The following is an 18,547-nucleotide window of genomic DNA, read 5'->3' as shown; positions in this document are numbered from 1 at the left end:
AGTAAACTAACGAGGAAAGACTGTCTTAAAATCCATGGTCGAAGACCAGTAAGGAGGTAGCTCATGGCAGAACATTCATCCCCTTCATCGCTACGGATCATCCATTCGACGTTACGTGCTATGAAAGAACCCGTACTTCTTGTCGATGCAGATGGAAAGATTCACTTTCATAATGACGCGTTTCAACACCAGTTCATGACCACTCCGGATAAAGAAACGATCCAGAAACTTTTTTCGATTACGGATGATTTGTTTCCGATCCAACAGGAAACCGTCATTTTGACGACACATCAGTTAACAGTCACAGCGATTGAAGAGACTGACTATTTTCTTGTCCATGTCGCTTCTCTTAAAATAGAAGACTTATTTGATTCAACTTTTGATGCTGCCTTATTCATCACAGATCCGGAGTTTCGGATTCGAGCATATAACGAGGTTGCCAGTACCTTATTCCGATTCGATCATGCCGAAGACATCATCGGTCTAAAACCGACGATTCTCCATGACGCAAAGGAAGTTGCTACCCGCCGTCAACATCTTGAACAACTGAACCTGAAAGATTTATCCGATGAACAACTCTTCTTACTCCATGGTCGGGAAGCGGAAAATGAATGGACCTATCATCGTCTGGATGGTTCGACGTTCCATGGACGGCTTTATATGACACGTCTGCCGAATGATACGTACTTTTTACTCATTCAGGACATCACGACACAAAAACAAATCGAATGGCACCTGACGAAAAGTGAACGCCGCTTCCGACTCTTCTCGGAGTCCGTCGTCGAAGCCGTCATTTTTCATGACCATGGCATCATCATCGATGCCAACCGCGCAGCAGAGGTCATCTTCCGGACGAAGCTTGAAAAGATGAAAGGAAAAACGACGCTTGAGTTGATTCATCCGGATCATCATGCGCGTGTCTTACAACGAATCGAAGAACATCGAGAAGAACCCTATGAAGTTCTTGGTCAACGTGCCGACGGAACTTCTGTCGAAATTGAAGTTTTCCCACGTGAAATCATCTACAACAATATCCGTATGCGCGTCGCCGTCGTTCGTGATATCACGGAACGAAAAAAAATCGAGAAAATGCTTGAACGTGAAAAAAATGCCATCATGCGTCAACGTGACATCACACAATCGATTCTTCAAGCCTCTAATGAAGGATTCCTGCTGACGGAAGAGGATGGAAGTTTCATCTTCATGAACGTCAAAGCACGCAAGTTACTTGATGTACCAGGGATTGCGCCAAGTAAAATCCAAGAACGGATCAGTCTGATTCCGAATCTCGATTTGAACACTCGATTCGAGATGCTCCGACAAGTAGAAGAATTACTCGCCGGAAAACATTCTGAACTATCGTTTCGTTTTACGTTACAGCGACCGAACGAATCGAGTCCACTTTATTTTGAATTTTATGCGACGGCGATCAAGAAGGAAAAGAGTCGTATTTCTCGTCATGGTTTCTTATTCGTTTTCCGTGACCGAACTGAGGAAGCAAAGATGGATCAAGTCAAGGATGAACTTGTCAGTACCGTATCGCATGAGTTACGGACGCCACTCTCATCGATCCTCGGGTATATGGAATTGCTTCGCTACCGAGAGCAACCAGCTGATAAAATCAAACGTTATGTCGAAATCGTTCACGAAGAGACCAAACGGCTGACGACACTATTAAATGAGTTTTTAGATATTCAGCGTCTAGAGGGTGGAAAACAGGAGTATACCTTTACCTCGTTCTCATTACGCGATCTCCTCACATCGACCGTCGATACCTATCGGGAAACCGTCGAACACCGGATTGAATTGGAACTACCGGAAGATCCCGTACTCGTTTTTGCGGATGAGCACAAAATCAAGCAAGTCATGTTGAACTTGCTTTCGAATGCTATTAAATACTCTCCACAGGCGGATCACATTCAAGTCCGTCTCTCAGCAAACGAAGAGAAAGCGACGTTCTCCGTGACCGATTACGGACTCGGTATTCCACAAAATGCATTCGACAAGCTCTTTACGAAATTTTACCGGGTCGATAACTCGGACATCCGGAAAATTGGTGGTACCGGACTCGGTCTTGCCATCTGTAAGGAAATCATCGAATCACACGGAGGAGCGATTTCAGTTGAATCAGAAATCAATGATGGTTCGACGTTCACCGTCGTTCTCGAACGCGATCCAAGAAAGGAATGGAATTGATGCGGACCTATTTCATGACGGGTTTTCCCGGCTTTTTAGCGACTAAACTAATTGAACAACTAGCACGAATTCCAAATCAAATCGCTTGTTTTCATGTGCTTCATTTATCGTCAGAACGAAACGCAGCTGTTAAGCGACGCGATGACCTTTTAGAACGCACATCTTTACGACCCGAGCAACTCGTGTTGCACGAAGGCGATATCACGGTCGAACAACTTGCTTTATCGTCTGATATACGGATGATCCTGCAACAAGAGGTCACACATATTTTTCATCTTGCTGCGCTATACGATTTAGCTACGGCATATGAACCTGCCTTTCGGATCAATGTCATCGGTACCGCGAACGTGACACAGTTTGCCCACACGTGCCGTGCTTTAGAACGCTACATCTACTTCAGTACAGCGTATGTCTCCGGTCTGCGCTCCGGCACGATTCTCGAAGAGGAATTACAGGCAAGTCGCTTTAAAAATGCTTACGAAGAAACAAAATACCTTGCTGAAGTGCGCTTACGCAAAGAACTCGGAACGATTCCCTATACAATCATCCGCCCCGGCATCGTCGTCGGACATTCTGAAACAGGTGAAACACCGAAATGGGATGGTGTTTATTTTGTTTTGAACGCGATGCGTTTCCTGCAATCCTTTGCTCCTCTTCCGTATCCTGGTCGAGCAAACGCGCTCGTCAATCTCGTGCCATATGATTATGTCATTGAAGCGACTGCTTATCTCAGTCATGCACCCGTCGGAAAAAATAAGACATATCATCTGACGGATCCATTTCCACATGGCGCACGCGCGATTTTCGAGATGTTACATGTCGCCTATTATGGACGTTACCCGCGTGGTATCGTACCATTTCGGCTCATCAGTACAGCGTTGACACCCACCGTCGCAAAACGACTCCAGATGCAACGTCAGACACTCGATTATTTCATCCATCCCGTTCAATACGATACAACACAGGTCTTACGTGATTTACGAGATACCGGAATCATTTGTCCGGACCTAACAGAAACGATGCCTCGGCTCGTCCATTATTACCAAACACACGCGACACACTAAAAAAGTCCAATCGTTCTTCCTCAAGGGAAGTCGATTGGACTTTTTCATCGGTTACCCGATCAACATATTCTCTTTTGGATAACGAATCGTTCGATCTCGTTGCGTCGCGAACGTGAACAGAATCGTTAAGGAGCCGACACGTCCGAGTAACATCATGAACATGATCAAAAACTTCCCAAAGCTGTTTAACTCTGGTGTCACATTCAATGATAGACCGACCGTCCCGAATGCGGAGACGGTCTCAAAGAATAGACCGATGAACGAGAGGTTCGGCTGAGTCAACGCCAGGAACGTCGTAATTAAAGCAATGAACAGTAAACTGAAGACAGCAATCGCGTACGCTTTTTGGATTGCCTGTGCTTGCACCGTCCGTCGCATCAGCACGGTCTCACGCTGTCCGCGTAGATACGTCCAAACATTCTTTAAGATAACTGCCGCCGTCGTGACCTTGATCCCGGAGCCTGTCGACGCGGAACCTGCTCCGATGTACATCAAGACCATCATCAAGCCGATCGAGAGCGGCACCATCGTCGTTAAGTCGATTGTCTGGAAACCAGCCGTCCGTGTCGTGACGACTTGGAAGAATACGATATGAAGTGCATGAAAGAACGACTCGTCGCGTAATGAACCTAAGTGAGACACCCATTCATAGAGCATCATCGCTAAGACACCCAGTCCATTGATGACGAATAACGACAGCACCATCAATTTCGAGTGCAGAGAGATTTTTTTGAAGCTTCGTTTTCCCGCGATGTCAGCAATGACCGTAAAGCCTAATCCACCAATCATCAAGAGCGCCGCGATCGTCAGGATGAACGTCGTATCTTGTTGGAAACCAATCAAGTTATCGCCCCAAAGTGCGAATCCTGCATTGTTAAAGGCAGATACGGCGTGGAACAAACCGTAGTAAAGTGCTTTCCCAAAGCTATATTTGTATTGAATGAACAAATCGAGCGCAATCAAGAACATACCAACGATTTCGACAAGGACTGTCGTGACGATGATATTTCGAACAAGACGAATCGTTCCCCCTGGGCTATCGAGGTTGAACATCTCTTGGATGATGATGCGCTGACGAATTCCGATCTTTCGCCCTGTCACGCTCAGTAAGACGAGCGCAATCGTCATGAAGCCGAGCCCTCCTACCTGAATCAAGAGCATCATGATAAGTTGCCCGAACAGATTAAAGGCTTCCGCGATATTAATCGTCGAGAGACCGGTAACGGTTCCGGCAGAAGTCGCGACGAACAAACAATCGATGAAGGAGATATCTTGCCCCTCCTGTTGCGAAATAGGCAACCACAACAAAAAACCACCTAGCAAAATCGTCAATGTGAAACCCGTCGCGATGAAGCGTGCCGGTTTATCGAACAACTGATGGTACATCAATTCACCCACACGACCAAAACGTGCCAGTGGTGAACGTCTTTTATGCGAGAACATCTTACTCCCCCTAGATTTTTTCAGACAGAATTGTCTTTATCATACTCCCTCGAATTAAGAAGTTCTATCGAAATATGCAATCGACTAAACGTTTTCTTATTTTTTTGGTAAACTAGATAAAAGTGGACGTGTAATCATTAAAGGAGGTTGAGGGAAACAGTGGACCCTAAGATGGCTGATCATTCGATTGAGGATGTCTGGCGAAGGCTGGAACGGCAATCACAATGGATGCCTGCGCAATTGTATTATCAATTTGAGGAACTCTTGTCACTACATTTGGAGCAACCGATTCTAAATGAATTGTATCAAGTGTTAAAAAAATACGACGTACTGACCGATATAGAGCGTGACGAACGAAACGAAAGCATTCAAATGCTAATCGATGAAAACGGCGCTTGATTCTCGGTTTTTGGATTTCCGAGCAGAAGAAGTGTCTTCTGCTCTTTTATTTTTCGTTCTTATACGCATTACATACAGAAAGGTGGCACACATCAATCATGGATATCGTGTCGATAATCGGGATCATACTAGGTCTTATCACATTGATCGGAGGAATGATCTTAAAAGGTGCGCCTCCAGTCGCCCTACTTAACCCTGCAGCCCTCGTCATCATCTTCGTCGGGACAGCCGCTGCCATCATGATTTCCTTCCCGAAGGAACGCCTAAAGGTACTACCGGCACTGTTTAAAGTCATCTTTTTCGAACAAAAATTAATGACGAAACAAGTCTTACTCGGACAGTTTCTGACACTTTCGACGCAAGCACGGAAAGAAGGACTGCTGTCATTAGAAGCAGCTTTAGAAGAAGTCGACAATGCGTTCATGAAGCGTGGTGTCATGATGGTCATCGATGGGCAGCCATCTGAATATGTCGAGGACGTCATGACGCGCGACCTCGAAAACATGACGGAACGGCATCATGCCAATGCAAACATCTTCACGCAAGCTGGAACTTACGCTCCGACCCTTGGGGTTCTCGGTGCCGTCGTCGGTCTTGTTGCCGCTTTATCCGATCTGTCGGATATTGAAAAATTAGGTCATGCGATCTCAGGTGCCTTCATCGCGACGCTGTTCGGGATTTTCACCGGGTATGTCCTTTGGTTCCCGTTCGCAACGAAACTGAAGCAAAAATCAGCGAGCGAGATTCAACTGTACGAGATGATGATCGAAGGCATTCTGTCGATCCAAAACGGTGAATCACCAAAAAACTTAGAAGATAAGCTACTCGTGTACCTGACACCGAAGGAGCGTGCGAACTATGAAGCGGAAAAAGAAGCCGCATGACGAACATATCTCCGAAGGCTGGTTGATTCCCTACGCCGACTTATTGACCTTACTTCTAGCACTCTTCATCGTTCTTTTTGCTTCGAGTAATGTCGATGCCGTCAAGCTAAAAGCGATGTCCCAGTCGTTTAGCTCCGTCTTCAATGGTGGTTCAGGGATGATTACGAACAGCTCGCTCTCCACTCAAGAAGAAGAGGATTCGAAAAAACTCGACGCGCGAACGAAGGCACAAAGCTATGAAATCGCAGAACTCGAGAAGATTAAAGACGAAGCAAACAAATATATCAAAAATGAACAGCTCGAAAAAGACATCAAGGTGGAAATTACAAATGAAGGACTTGTCTTCACGATTCGTGACCGAGCCCTCTTCTCGCCAGCTCAAGCAGAAGTAAGAGGACGCTCGCTTCAAATCGCAGAAGGCATGAGTGCACTACTCGTCAAGGCAGGACAACGTCAGATTCAAGTCTCCGGTCATACGGATAATATCCCAATCAATACGGCACAGTATCCATCAAACTGGGAACTCAGTGCAGACCGGGCGATCAGTTTCATGCGTGCCTTACAACGCAATCCAAAGCTCGAACCAAAACGGTTTACTGTCAGCGGTTACGGAGAGTTCCAACCGATTGCGTCCAATCAAACAGAAGCCGGTCGTAGTCAGAATCGACGTGTCGAGGTATTGATTCGACCATTGATCGACTTAAAAGCAAACGTACTCGACGAAACGAAAGTTAAGTCCGGCACGTAAAAAAAGATCCTTCGTGGTTGGTTACCACGAAGGATCTTTTCAATAATACGGACGAATCATGATATAGACGATGACGCCAGTGAAGCTGACGTATAACCAAAGCGGCATCGTAAAGCGTGTCCATTTTTTATGCTTCTCGAAATTTTGATTCACAGCATGCGCGAGTGACATCAAGACGAGCGGGACGATGACTGCAGCTAGAATGATGTGCGTAATCAAGATGAAGAAATAGATCGGACGAACAAATCCTTCTCCACCGAACTTCGTCGATTCACTGACTGCATGGTACGTGACGTATGAAATCAAGAATAGCGTTGTCGTCGTCATCGCACCACCAATGAAGCGGCGATGATTCACACGGTTACCGCGACGAATCGAAATCCATGCCCCGAGCAACAGCATGAAGGTAAAACTATTAAAGATGGCGTTCAAAAAAGGAAGTAACGTCCAATCGAATCCTGAGTCGACTTGTACAGGTGGCGCAAAAAATAAGAGAGCCACGAGTAGGTTGATGACAAGAGTCAACAGAATGACGAGTGGGACAAAATTCCGTTTAGTAGCAGGTTGTTGCATGAATCATTCTCCTTGTTTCCAGTCGAAATAACGTTTCAACCATTTTGGGATCGGACCAGCGAATAAACGCTCACGCCAGTAGACATCAGCAGCACGCTGAACGGCAGCACCACGAATCGGATACGGATGCACGACACGTGACAGTTGACCGACCTTATCTTTACGTGCCATTGCATAGACGACTTCTTGCATCCACTCGCCGGCTTGTTCTCCGATCGCATGTGCCCCGATCAGTTTCCCGCGTTTATCGGCGATGAGCTTGACGCGCCCTTCCGTCTGACCATTGATGACGAAACGATCCACTTCATCGAGACCCGTCTGGTAGACTTTGATGTCACCGTGTTTCTTACGTGCTTCTTCTTCTGTCAAACCGAGATGGAACAATTCAGGCGTTGTGAATGTTACCCACGGGACCGCTCGATAATCAGGTTTCGTCCGTAAACCGAACAAAGCATTTGTGACGACGGTTTTTCCTTCTAGTCCTGCGACGTGCGTAAACGGTAAGGAATCAATCGTATCTCCGACGGCAAAGATATGCCGCTGACTTGTCCGGAGCGAACCGTCGACTTGAACGAATCCTTTTTCGACATGAACACCAGCCCGATCAAGACGTAACGCCTCGATGCGTGGCTTACGACCGACCGCGACAAGAACGGCATCCGTTTCGATGACACGTGATTCCCCATTTGCTTCGACCGTCACTTCGATGCCTCCAGCTGACTTGCGGACATGCGTGACCTTCGTATCGAGATGCAACGTCAATTCTTGCTCGAGCTGACGTTGAATGACTTCGACCATATCACGATCTTCTTTTCCGAGCAGCGTCTTCATGCCCTCGATAACTGTGACTTCCGTTCCGAGGTGCGCGTAAGCTTGCGACAGCTCAAGACCGATCGCCCCACCACCAATAACGAGCAGCCGCTCAGGACGCTCTGTTAATTCAAAGATCGTCTCGTTCGTTAAATAATCGATCGTATCTAGCCCATCAATCGGTGGAATGATCGGTTGGGATCCTGTTGAGATCGCAAACTTTTCACCAACGACAAGCTGTCCCGCTACTTCGACTTCATGTGCACTAAGGAATGTCGCTTCTCCGATATAGACATCGACACCAAGATCTTCAAATCGTTTCGTTCCATCATGGGATTGAATGATGTTACGCGCACGATCAACGCTTGCTTTCGTTTTAGAATAGACCGCGTCTCCGTTCAGCGTCACGTTGTATTTTTCAGCCGTCCGCTTCATGACGTGCACGTCGTGTGCGGCTTCAATCAAAGCCTTTGAAGGAACACAACCATAATGGAGACAATCTCCACCTAGATGTGCATGACGTTCAATCAGGGCAACATGTGCACCAAGGCTTGCTGCACCGGCAGCAATCGTCATTCCGGCTGCACCACCACCGATGACAACTAATTGATAGGTCTTCATCGCAAACCCTCCTCATACCGACGTGTGATGTCTTCCATCCGTTTACGGTTGACGCCCCAGTCAGAGTATCCGACACGTGATGCCGAACGGAAATGAATCACTTGTGCGGCTTCATCGAAGTAAAATTCGACGTCATCCTTGAAGCGAAAGACTTTACTCGTGAAGATGGCATGGATGTATGTTCCTTCCTCCTTAACGATTTTGACTCGGTCGAGGCTTTGTAGAATCCGTAAGAGGTGGAACTTCGAATCCGCAAGCGTTCCTTTGAACGGGAGCGGACGCATTTTCATATCCTGTAGATCGGTTTGAGTAGATACCGCATTCGGTTTTCCGGAGAGCGGTTGAAGCGTACCATTTGAAACACCAAGTGCCATGACTGATTCCTCCGTTTCCTATCATCTGATCCATTTCGTACTATAATCCACTTTACTTTACCAGTTTCTGTTTCACTCTGCCTGTCTGAGTGTTTACGCTTTCGTGACAGGTAACAGAATCGTCGCGATGACGCCGCCTTCCGGCTGATTGTCGATGAATAGCTTGCCTTCATGTGCTTCGACGAGTTCTCGGCAAATCGATAGTCCGAGTCCTGTTCCACCCTTCCCTTTTTGCACTTGATAGAACTTCTCTGTGACGTGACGTAAGTGCTCTTTCGGAATACCAGGTCCTTCGTCACTGAAGGAAAGGAACAATACACGCTCGGAACGAACGAGGCGAACCGTAATCGCTCCGCCAATCGGTGAAAAGCGGATCGCGTTATCGAGCAGGTTCAAGAAGACTTGTTTCAATCGGTTTTCGTCGTATAGACCGACGACTTGCGCCGGTAACTTTTGTACGATCTGAACGTTTTTCTCTTCCAGCTTTTGACGAAGTTGCGCTGTGACGGTCTCGATGATTTCTGTCAAGTTGACTTCCTGACGGTATAAAACGAGGCGACTCGTCTCGAGTTTTGAGAAATCGAGCAACTGTTCAACGAGCGAAATCAAACGCTCCGTCTCTGAATGGATGATGCCCATCCCAAGCGACGCCTCTTCCGGCAACTGATCCTGTTCGACGAGTAACGTCTCACTCCAGCCTTTGATTGATGTGAGCGGTGTCCGTAACTCATGGGAGATACCCGAAATGAATTCATCTTTCAATGTTTCCTGTTGTTTGATCTGTTGCCCCATATAATTGATCGTCCGTGCTAGCTCTCCAAGTTCGAACGAATACTCCTCGTTCACCTTGACGTCGTAATGTTGTTTTGCGATTTGGTCCGACGCACCGATGACTTCTTGGATCGGTCGAACGATCGACGAAACCAGACGTGAGGAATAGATGAAGGCAAGTCCCCAAATTACTGTACCCAGGAGGACGATCGCTAAACAAATTTCGATCACACGTCGGTCGATTCGCTCAAGCGATGTCGTATAACGGAGCGCTCCCGTCGTCTGACCAAACGATACGACAGGTTCCGTCACTTCAAGCAAATGCTCACCCGTCGCCTCATCGTCATATCGTTTCGTGACCGTCTGACCCGCCCTTACTTGATTGACCGCCTCTCGCGTCAATTTACGTTGCGAGATGAATCCGGTCGAGGAATAGCGTGGAATGCCTGTCGCATCCAGTACTTCGATTTCTGCATCTGGATAGGCATAAGAATCGAGTACATCATGAATCGTCGCTTCTGAATCCGTGTAATCATAAGCGAGACCACTATTTGCAAACAACACCGCACTCGCATTCGCATGACGTTTCAAGACATCCGTCGCCGTCACGTAATAATAGTTATAGGTCACGAATGAGAGAATCCCGATGACAAGTAGGACCGTCACCGTGATGATCGTCATGAATCGAATCAATATCTGGCGCTTCATTCTTCGTTACGCCACTTGTATCCATGTCCCCACAGTGTCTCGATGAACTTCGGTTCCGCTGGATTTTCTTCGATTTTTTGACGAAGACGGCGAATGTTGACATCGACTGTCTTTCGATCGCCGAAATAGTTCTCGCCCCATACCGCATCGAGTAGTTCATCTCGCGACATGACTTGATCCTCATTTTTAATGAAATGACAAAGTAAATCATATTCAGTCGGCGTCACTTCGACGTCAATGCCGTCTTTTTGGACACGCTTCGCTCCTAAATCAATTCGGAACGGTCCAGAAACAAGTTCACGCGGCTGTTTTCTGCGGCGTAATGTCTCTACCCGTCGCAGGAGCGACTGGATACGTGCGAGTAATTCTGCTGGACTGAACGGCTTCGCGATGTAGTCATCCGCCCCTACGCTTAGTCCCATGACTTTATCTTCTTCTCGCGTCCGTGCCGTCAGCATGATGATCCCGACCACTTCATCCTTCGCCCGCGCCTGTTCACAGACAGCGAAACCATCGACTTCCGGCATCATGATATCCAGTAACAGAATATCAAAGGTTTGTTGATCAAATTGCGCGAGTGCCTCTTTTCCGTTTTCTGCTTCAATGACGTCATAGCCTGCCCGTTTCAAATTGATGACGATGAAACTGCGAATCGCGTGTTCATCCTCGGCTACTAGTATTTTGGTCATTCTTTTCTCCCCCTGATTCTTTATTCCACGAGTGTGACACGATTGACGAACATTTCATAATCCTTCGTCGCATCGATCACATAGACATAGTCGATGCCCTCTTTAATTTTTCGTTTTTGGTCACTAGCAATGTATTGATTCTTTGGAATGATCTCTAATTCAAAATCAACCTGCTTCGTATCCCGATTGATGAAACGAACGCGATTTTCACGTTTTTCGATCGTTTCCCGTGTCGCCCAATTGGCCGGGAAACGCATAACGAAATTGTATTCCTGATCAATGTACTGCTCTTCCCGTAGTTCGAATCCACTCTCAAGAAATGGCGGATTGTCCGATCCATTCCATGTGTAGTACGCGGTAATACGTGGTTTCGGCTCACCTTCACGCCCTTCACTACCGCCCGGCGTATATTGATGACCGAACTCGACGATTCCGTCTTGATCGACATCCTTCGGAAACGTATACATTGGTTCAACGATCTCATCGACTTGACCGAAGCGCACTTGTTCCAACGTATCGTTCGCTAAACGGAATAATGCGATGTGCATCTTAGCATCACGTGTATAAGAGACAATCAAGCCTTTATTGCGCGCAGCATTGATCGTATCGACTTCAAATAAATCATGTTCTGCGAATAAATCGCCATCTTTTGTCGCTAGCGTCGTCTCTTGACGCTTTTCCGACAAGATATCCTTATAATAGATCAAACGAGATGGACTTCCCTTTTGTAGAAGCACCATATCTCGCTCGCGATCTTGATTCAAATCATTCACCGACAGGCGGTCATACCGATCCACCTTCGTGACATCTCGTTGCTTCGACAACAGCTGTTCAATGATATATAACGTGTTTTCACCATAACTGGTAATCCCGATGACTAAATGGTTTTGTTTATGTTGCGCGTCAGATACGACTTCGAGTCGATCGATGGCTCGCCCATCAGCAACTGTCTGCCGTGTCACAAGTCGCCATTTTTCACCTTGTCGTTCATGAACGAGAAGATGAATCGTGAAACGTCCATCCTGCTCACTACGGTAGAAGGTGATCGCCTCATCCTTACCGTTTCGATCTAAATCAACGAGTTCGTATAGACGGGATACTGCTTGATTTCGTGGCGCCACGATTTCTGCCTGTTTCGGCAAATCGCGGTCAATCCGCTCTTTCAACGACTGCTCCCATGCCGGAAGGGACGGATGTTCGAGTAGAGAGGCGGGATGCGGAAACATCGTACTGCATCCTGCTAATAATAGACTTGATATGATCATGAAGAGATATTTCATAAAGTTGGAATCCTTTCCGTACGGGCTCTGTTTCCACTTTATCATACTCTCTCAATGGAGAGTATATTGTCGAATGGGACACATGTTGTTACGATATACAGATAATTGAAAGGGGTTTGAATGTATGACGTACAAAATGATTGTTCTCGATTTAGATGATACCTTGTTGACAAGTGATCATACGATTTCACCACGTACGAAAGAAGCCTTACTTGCTGCGCAACGTCGCGGGAAGAAAGTCGTTCTTGCAAGCGGTCGTCCGACATATGCGATGCTTGATCTTGCAGAAGAACTAGAACTCGCACGATACGGAAGCTACATCCTGAGCTTCAACGGAGCTTCGATCATCGATTGCAAAACGAACGAATCACTTTTCCTCAGTACCCTCTCTCCGGAGACGGTCCATCGTCTTTATGATGTAAGTAAACGTGAGGATGTCTACATTCACACGTATGTCGGACATGAGATTCTGACAGAACAACCGAACGAGTATACGACACTCGAAGGACAATTGACTGGTATGGACGTCATTCCCGTCGCTGATTTTAAAACAGCGATTCAAACACCTGTCGTCAAGTGTTTAATGATGGCAGAAGAGACACACCTCGCGCGGGTCGAGCAGACGCTTCAACAAGAGCTTGCAGGGGAACTCGCGGTTGCTCGCTCAAAGCCATTTTTCCTTGAATTCACGGAAGACGGTGTCACAAAAGGCACAAGCCTTGCCTTACTGTCTGAGAAGCTTGGTATCGCTCAGGAAGAAGTCATTGCTTGTGGAGACGGCAACAACGATCTATCGATGATCGAATGGGCAGGTCTTGGCGTCGCGATGGCGAATGCAGCCGATACCGTTAAAGAAAAAGCCCAGTATATGACCGCTTCGAATGATGAAGATGGTGTCGCCCTCGTCGTCGAAAAGTTCATGATGGATGAAGAACCGACTATCTCAAGTCACTGAGTAAATCAAAAGCGTGTGTTCCGCATTCAACGGAACACACGCTTTTGATTTACGATAAACACCAGTCAATTGGCTCTCTTCCCTGCTCTTTCAGCCAAGCATTCGTTTGCGAATAAGGTTTGCTACCGAAAAATCCTCGGCTCGCTGATAAGGGACTTGGATGAACGGCTTCGAGAACAAGATGACGATTCGTATCAATCAGCACCTTTTTACTCTTCGCGTGATTTCCCCATAGGATGAACACGATCGGTTGTGTCTGTGTTCCTAGGACTTCAATGACCCGATCCGTGAATGATGCCCAGCCTTTTTTAGCATGCGATCCCGCTTTTCCTTCTTCAACCGTGAGCGACGTATTCAGTAAAAAGACACCTTGTCGTGACCAAGCTTCGAGATTTCCGGATGTCGGAGCCGGACAACCGATATCCGCGACGAGTTCCTTATACATGTTTCGAAGGGACGGCGGGATCGGAACTCCGTCATGGACAGAAAAGCTGAGTCCGTTCGCTTGTCGTGGACCATGGTAGGGATCTTGTCCTAAAATGACGCACCGGACGTCTTCCGGTGCGACCGCATCAAACGCATGAAAGATCCGCTCTTTCGGAGGATAGACGGTCGTCGTTTGATAGGCTTCCTTCAAAAAAGCCCACAGCTCCTGAAAATAAGGTTTTTCCTTTTCTTCTTTTAACACCGTTTGCCAAGATGGATGCACGTGGATCCGCTCCTTTTTCAGTCTCAAGTCGCTGTTCGTACGTCTTGATTCTGCTATGATGGATGATGAGGTGGGAAACTATGATTCAGACAAAACAATTATTTGGACTACCATTCGTCGATGCGACACCTTCGCAATGGTATACCCATATTAAAACAATCTTACACGACCGCGGAAAAGCCTTTCTTGTCACGGCGAATCCTGAGCTCGTGTTGCGTGCATTGCGCGAACCTTCTTACGAAGCCATTTTGCGGCAGGCGACGTTTATCACACCAGATGGTATTGGTGTGACCGCTGCCAGTAAACGAATGGGAGCGCCCCTCACTGCGACATTGCCAGGGATCGAGACGGCACGTGAACTATTGCGGACGGCAGATGCACTGAAGAAGCGTGTCTTTTTGCTTGGTGGACGCCCGGAAGTTATGAAATCGTTGATCCATCAGTTATCGATTCGTTTTCCGAACATCCGCTTCGTCGGTACGTTTCACGGTTTTGGAAAGACAGAGGAAGCAACGCGAGCGATCGCAGAAGTACAAGCTGATCTTATCCTCGTCGCACTCGGTGCGCCAAAACAGGAGGAATGGATCGCTTCTGTTTATGATCAAGTCGATCACGGCATCTTCATCGGTGTCGGTGGTGCATTCGATGTCTGGTCCGGACATAGTAAGCGTGCTCCAAAATTATTCCGTCGCCTCAAGCTAGAGTGGCTCTATCGTATCTCGACGCATCCCCGCGGCTTTGAGAAATTAAAAGATTTGTTGCTCTTCCTGACGCTTGTGCTTCGCAAAAAATCAACGCTCTCTTAACTCAATACAAATACAAAAAGGCTCCCGACACGGCGGGAGCCTTTTTACGCTTATCTTATGCGTTGACAGTCGAGAATGAACGACCGAGTTCTTTCGCTTTTGCGATTGCTGCTTCTTTGATTTCTTCTGCTTTTTCTGGGTTCATCGCCATACCTTCGATGAAGAGGGCATCGTAGTCTGTTACACCAGTGAAAGCAAGTGCTTGACGGAGGTAGTCATCACCGAAGTTAAGACCAGATCCTGTGTACACGCCACCTGTCGCTTGGATGTGGAGTGCTTTTTTGCCTTCCATCAAACCTTTAGGACCTTCTGCAGTGTAAGCGAATGTTTTACCTGCAAGAAGTACGCTGTCGATGTACATTTTGAGACGTGCTGGGAAAGAGAAGTTCCACATTGGTGTGACGAAGACATACTCATCTGCTTCCATGTATTGTTCGAGATGTTTTGTCATCGTACCAACTTTTGCGATCTCCACTTCTGTTAATTCTTCGCCTGTTGCGAATTTGCCCCATGCGCTTAACACGTCTGTGTCGATTTCTTGGACTGTTTCGTTATATAGGTCAAGAACTTCTACTTCAGCTGAAGGATTCGCTGCTTTGTAGCTTTCGAGGAATGCTTCACCGACTTGAAGGCTGAAAGAGTGTTCTGTAGCTTTCGGGTTAACAGTTACATAAAGTAATTTAGTCATTATTATTTCTCCCTTTTATTTAAAGTAAATTCTGTAACTAAACATACCAACCACCTTTTCGTTTGTCAATTAGTTTGACTTCCAAACGAACAAAAAAAAGCTCAAGTCTATGACTCGAGCTTTCTTGATCTTATGAGTGCTAATCCTTATACATTTTCGAGCGGCGTGTAATGTTCGGCTCGTAAACCGATTCGTTTCAATTGATCAATCAACTGTTCCTTTTCAGAAACCGACAAATCCTTGAACAAGTCTGCTAAAAAAGCTTCGTGTTTCGGGAATGTTTCTTCCATCAGTTCGCGTCCAGCTTCCGTTAGAGTTCCAAACGTGACACGACGATCCGTCGCACATGATTTTCGCGCAATCAATCCACGCTTTTCGAGTTTATCGACGACATACGTCACACTGCCGCTCGTTAACAGAATTTTATCGCCAATCTGTTGTAAAGGCGTATCCCCTTTGTGGTAAAGCAATTCAAGAACTCCGAATTCCGATAAATTCAACTGATGTGTTTTGATGTCTGCCTTCACTTGCTCCGTCACCGCATGCATCGTCCGAGATAGAACAACGAGCATTTTTAATGCCAGCTTCGAGTCTGTCGATTCCATTTTACGTTCGCCCCTCTTTGTGTTGTATCGTCACAATCATAGACTTCTTTGTCTACTCGGTCAATTCTTGCTGAATTTTCTCAATCAATCCGTTGCTCAAAAATAGTTCTTGCCGTGAAACGCGTTTCATAGCCTATCGTCTTGATATACACTAAAAAGGAGGTAATCATCATGTCGATCCATACTCGGTTAACCCAGCTATTCAAGCGGAATGTTGCTTTTGAATGGGCGATTGAACAATTGCGCACACCAGCAGGCTATTATTTGTGTCAACACACGTTGGTTGATCAATATCCTGATTTATCTCCTCAAGAAAAAACACGACTGCTCTCAAAAATCAATGAATTGGCTGAACAGACATCTCCATTCTCGGCTCCCGTCTCGCGACAGGATTGGCGCCGACTTGAACAACGATTATCTCGCCAGACCTAAAGGAGGGATGCGCGATGACGAACATCCGAGACTTGGCACGTGAAGCAAACGTGTCCGTCACGACAGTCTCACGTGTACTAAATGATCACCCTTACGTTGCTAACGAGAAGCGACAAGCTGTCCGAGAAGCGATAGTAAAACTTGGCTATATCCGTAATCAAACCGCTGTCCATCTTTCGACGGGCATGACGAAGACGGTCGGTGTCATGCTCCCATTCGTTGATCATCCATATCACGCCGCCATTCTCCAAGGCATCGCACAAGCTGCCTTTGACGCCAGTTATCGTTTCTTGACGTGGCAAACGAATTATGTGGAAACGCATGAGCAACTCGCTCTTGATGCGCTAGCGCAACAGGAGATCGACGCACTCATCGTCGTGTCGCACAGCCTTCCGTTATCAGCGATTTTATCGTATGAACGTTATGGACCGATTGTCTTTTGTGAACACCACGAAGACGTCGCTGCTGTCTATATCGATCACTATACGGCCTTTCAACAGGGACTTGCACATCTTCGTCAACAAGGACATACAAGTATCGGCATCTGTCTTGGGCGACCTGACAGCACAAATAGCTTGGCGCGTAAACATGCGTATCAAGAGGTCGTACGTGACGAGTTCGTCTACGAACAGACCTTAACGATCGAAGATGGTGCGACCGTCGCAAGGCGCTGGATGCAACAAAAACAACGTCCGACCGCCATCTTGACTGCCAGTGATCACGTGGCGGCAGGTCTGATCTTGGAACTACGAAAACAAGGCTATCAGGTCCCGGGAGATCTCTCTGTCATTGGCTTTGATGGAAGTGAACTCGCTGAAGTCTTAGCGATGACGACGATCGCGATTCCATATGCTACGATCGGACAACATGCTTTTCAATTGACCGTCCGCGAAGATCTCGTTGCTCGTCCACAAATTGAAGTACCCTCGGCGTTCATTGCTGGAACGACCGTTCTTCCTTATACCTGAATCCATATAAAAAAGCGACGAGTTCACCGATTTGAATTCGCCGCTTCATTTCGTTTAAAGTGCCCCTGCTGCTACATACCGTGATCCCCAGTAACCGCCACGGAACGATTCTTTGACGACTCTTCCATAATACGAGTTCGCATTGATCATCGTACCACCATCGACAGCGATTCCCACGTGTTGAATCCCACTTCCATGTGTAAAGAAGACGAGATCACCAGCGCCTGGTGCCGTACGTTTTGTTGCTGAGTATTGAGCCGCTGCCGTACGTGGGAGTGATTTTCCTAGTGCTTGATAAACGTAACGCGTAAATCCTGAGCAATCAAAGCTAACAGGACCTGTCGCACCAAAAACATAAGGACGTCCTTTAAGACCTTCTGCTACCGAAACGATCGTTGATCCTGTTTTACTAAGACCTTTCGTCGCTTTAGCGTTATATGCTTTCGTATATGTAGAGGCGATGTATGCTGATTTCCCCTGATGACGGATTTGATACCATTCTTTGAGTTGACCTACGACGGTTACAGCTTGTCCAAGTTTCAATTGCCCGACTCGTTTACTCGATACAGCAGCTTTTGCACGAATATTCAACACATCCACTGATACTACTACTTTTTTACTTGTTGCAGCTTGCGTTGATGCTGGGACGAGTGTCCAACTACTGATAAGTAACGTTAAGGTTAACAAAACACGAGTGACAGCTTTCATCGATTCATTCTCCTCTTATGTATGAATGTATTGTACGTCTGAATTGTCAGATAATTTCTGTATTTATCCTATCATGTTCCAGATTTTCATCATGTTACAGTTATTTAACGCGAATC

At 46.7% G+C, this 18,547-nt stretch carries 20 protein-coding genes; 9 read left to right on the top strand and 11 right to left on the bottom strand.

Annotation, left to right across the window (positions count from 1 at the left end; translation table 11 throughout):
• Positions 1–63: 63 nt before the first annotated feature.
• The gene (locus tag B4F99_RS03495) at positions 64–2,196 is read left to right on the top strand and encodes a PAS domain-containing sensor histidine kinase (protein ID WP_214856671.1); all 2,133 of its coding nucleotides are present in this window, start codon (positions 64–66) and stop codon (positions 2,194–2,196) included.
• Positions 2,196–3,260 (top strand): SDR family oxidoreductase, encoded by a 1,065-nt coding sequence (locus tag B4F99_RS03490; protein WP_251138013.1) that lies wholly within the window; start codon positions 2,196–2,198, stop codon positions 3,258–3,260. The genes B4F99_RS03495 and B4F99_RS03490 overlap by 1 nt, the downstream gene beginning before the upstream one ends.
• A 51-nt stretch (positions 3,261–3,311) precedes the next feature.
• Here B4F99_RS03490 and B4F99_RS03485 read toward each other — a convergent pair whose 3' ends face one another.
• Positions 3,312–4,703 (bottom strand): TrkH family potassium uptake protein, encoded by a 1,392-nt coding sequence (locus B4F99_RS03485; RefSeq protein ID WP_290755368.1) that lies wholly within the window; start codon positions 4,701–4,703, stop codon positions 3,312–3,314.
• Between the two features lie 159 nt (positions 4,704–4,862).
• Between B4F99_RS03485 and B4F99_RS03480 the strand changes: the two genes are divergently transcribed.
• From B4F99_RS03480 to B4F99_RS03470, 3 genes are all read left to right on the top strand, one after another.
• Entirely contained in the window at positions 4,863–5,102 is a 240-nt protein-coding gene (locus tag B4F99_RS03480; protein ID WP_214856674.1) for a hypothetical protein, read from the top strand.
• A 98-nt stretch (positions 5,103–5,200) separates the two neighbouring features.
• The gene (motA, locus tag B4F99_RS03475; RefSeq protein ID WP_035412066.1) at positions 5,201–5,986 is read left to right on the top strand and encodes a flagellar motor stator protein MotA; all 786 of its coding nucleotides are present in this window, start codon (positions 5,201–5,203) and stop codon (positions 5,984–5,986) included.
• Positions 5,961–6,734 (top strand): flagellar motor protein MotB, encoded by a 774-nt coding sequence (locus B4F99_RS03470; RefSeq protein ID WP_035412064.1) that lies wholly within the window; start codon positions 5,961–5,963, stop codon positions 6,732–6,734. Before motA ends, B4F99_RS03470 begins: the two co-directional genes overlap by 26 nt.
• A 39-nt stretch (positions 6,735–6,773) precedes the next feature.
• Here the strand turns inward: B4F99_RS03470 and B4F99_RS03465 are convergent, their stop codons facing one another.
• From B4F99_RS03465 to B4F99_RS03440, 6 genes are all read right to left on the bottom strand, one after another.
• Positions 6,774–7,307, bottom strand: a complete 534-nt coding sequence (locus tag B4F99_RS03465) for a DUF420 domain-containing protein (RefSeq protein ID WP_056064864.1) — start codon at positions 7,305–7,307, stop codon at positions 6,774–6,776.
• A gap of 3 nt (positions 7,308–7,310) precedes the next feature.
• The gene (locus B4F99_RS03460) at positions 7,311–8,738 is read right to left on the bottom strand and encodes a dihydrolipoyl dehydrogenase family protein (RefSeq protein WP_035412058.1); all 1,428 of its coding nucleotides are present in this window, start codon (positions 8,736–8,738) and stop codon (positions 7,311–7,313) included.
• Complete coding sequence (locus tag B4F99_RS03455; RefSeq protein ID WP_056064860.1) at positions 8,735–9,112, bottom strand: DUF1499 domain-containing protein; 378 nt, start codon at positions 9,110–9,112, stop codon at positions 8,735–8,737. The genes B4F99_RS03460 and B4F99_RS03455 overlap by 4 nt, the downstream gene beginning before the upstream one ends.
• A 93-nt stretch (positions 9,113–9,205) precedes the next feature.
• Positions 9,206–10,591 (bottom strand): sensor histidine kinase, encoded by a 1,386-nt coding sequence (locus B4F99_RS03450; protein ID WP_290755366.1) that lies wholly within the window; start codon positions 10,589–10,591, stop codon positions 9,206–9,208.
• Complete coding sequence (locus tag B4F99_RS03445; protein WP_035412051.1) at positions 10,588–11,280, bottom strand: response regulator transcription factor; 693 nt, start codon at positions 11,278–11,280, stop codon at positions 10,588–10,590. The genes B4F99_RS03450 and B4F99_RS03445 overlap by 4 nt, the downstream gene beginning before the upstream one ends.
• Before the next feature lie 20 nt (positions 11,281–11,300).
• A complete protein-coding gene (locus tag B4F99_RS03440; RefSeq protein WP_251138014.1) occupies positions 11,301–12,506 on the bottom strand; it encodes a hypothetical protein in 1,206 nt (401 codons plus the stop codon).
• 178 nt (positions 12,507–12,684) lie between these two features.
• On the opposite strand from B4F99_RS03440, the gene B4F99_RS03435 reads away from it, so the two are divergent.
• Positions 12,685–13,515, top strand: a complete 831-nt coding sequence (locus B4F99_RS03435) for a Cof-type HAD-IIB family hydrolase (protein ID WP_290755363.1) — start codon at positions 12,685–12,687, stop codon at positions 13,513–13,515.
• Between the two features lie 49 nt (positions 13,516–13,564).
• On the opposite strand, the gene ung is transcribed toward B4F99_RS03435, so the two are convergent.
• Entirely contained in the window at positions 13,565–14,224 is a 660-nt protein-coding gene (gene ung / locus B4F99_RS03430) for a uracil-DNA glycosylase (RefSeq protein WP_197026245.1), read from the bottom strand.
• A gap of 80 nt (positions 14,225–14,304) precedes the next feature.
• On the opposite strand from ung, the gene B4F99_RS03425 reads away from it, so the two are divergent.
• A complete protein-coding gene (locus B4F99_RS03425) occupies positions 14,305–15,030 on the top strand; it encodes a WecB/TagA/CpsF family glycosyltransferase (protein ID WP_214856679.1) in 726 nt (241 codons plus the stop codon).
• 55 nt (positions 15,031–15,085) lie between these two features.
• On the opposite strand, the gene B4F99_RS03420 is transcribed toward B4F99_RS03425, so the two are convergent.
• On the bottom strand, positions 15,086–15,718 hold the full coding sequence (locus tag B4F99_RS03420; RefSeq protein WP_023469709.1) for an NAD(P)H-dependent oxidoreductase: 633 nt from the start codon (positions 15,716–15,718) through the stop codon (positions 15,086–15,088).
• Between the two features lie 146 nt (positions 15,719–15,864).
• On the bottom strand, positions 15,865–16,323 hold the full coding sequence (locus B4F99_RS03415; RefSeq protein WP_029342913.1) for a MarR family winged helix-turn-helix transcriptional regulator: 459 nt from the start codon (positions 16,321–16,323) through the stop codon (positions 15,865–15,867).
• 171 nt (positions 16,324–16,494) lie between these two features.
• On the opposite strand from B4F99_RS03415, the gene B4F99_RS03410 reads away from it, so the two are divergent.
• The gene (locus tag B4F99_RS03410; protein ID WP_290755360.1) at positions 16,495–16,755 is read left to right on the top strand and encodes a hypothetical protein; all 261 of its coding nucleotides are present in this window, start codon (positions 16,495–16,497) and stop codon (positions 16,753–16,755) included.
• Between the two features lie 14 nt (positions 16,756–16,769).
• Entirely contained in the window at positions 16,770–17,723 is a 954-nt protein-coding gene (locus B4F99_RS03405; RefSeq protein ID WP_214856680.1) for a LacI family DNA-binding transcriptional regulator, read from the top strand.
• 54 nt (positions 17,724–17,777) lie between these two features.
• On the opposite strand, the gene B4F99_RS03400 is transcribed toward B4F99_RS03405, so the two are convergent.
• Complete coding sequence (locus tag B4F99_RS03400) at positions 17,778–18,431, bottom strand: C40 family peptidase (RefSeq protein ID WP_214856681.1); 654 nt, start codon at positions 18,429–18,431, stop codon at positions 17,778–17,780.
• Positions 18,432–18,547: the final 116 nt, after the last annotated feature.

Origin of the sequence: Exiguobacterium sp. UBA3491, assembly GCF_002377745.1 — a bacterium.
Classification (GTDB): Bacteria; Bacillota; Bacilli; order Exiguobacteriales; family Exiguobacteriaceae; genus Exiguobacterium_A.
This window is presented reverse-complemented; position numbering and strand designations above follow the sequence as displayed.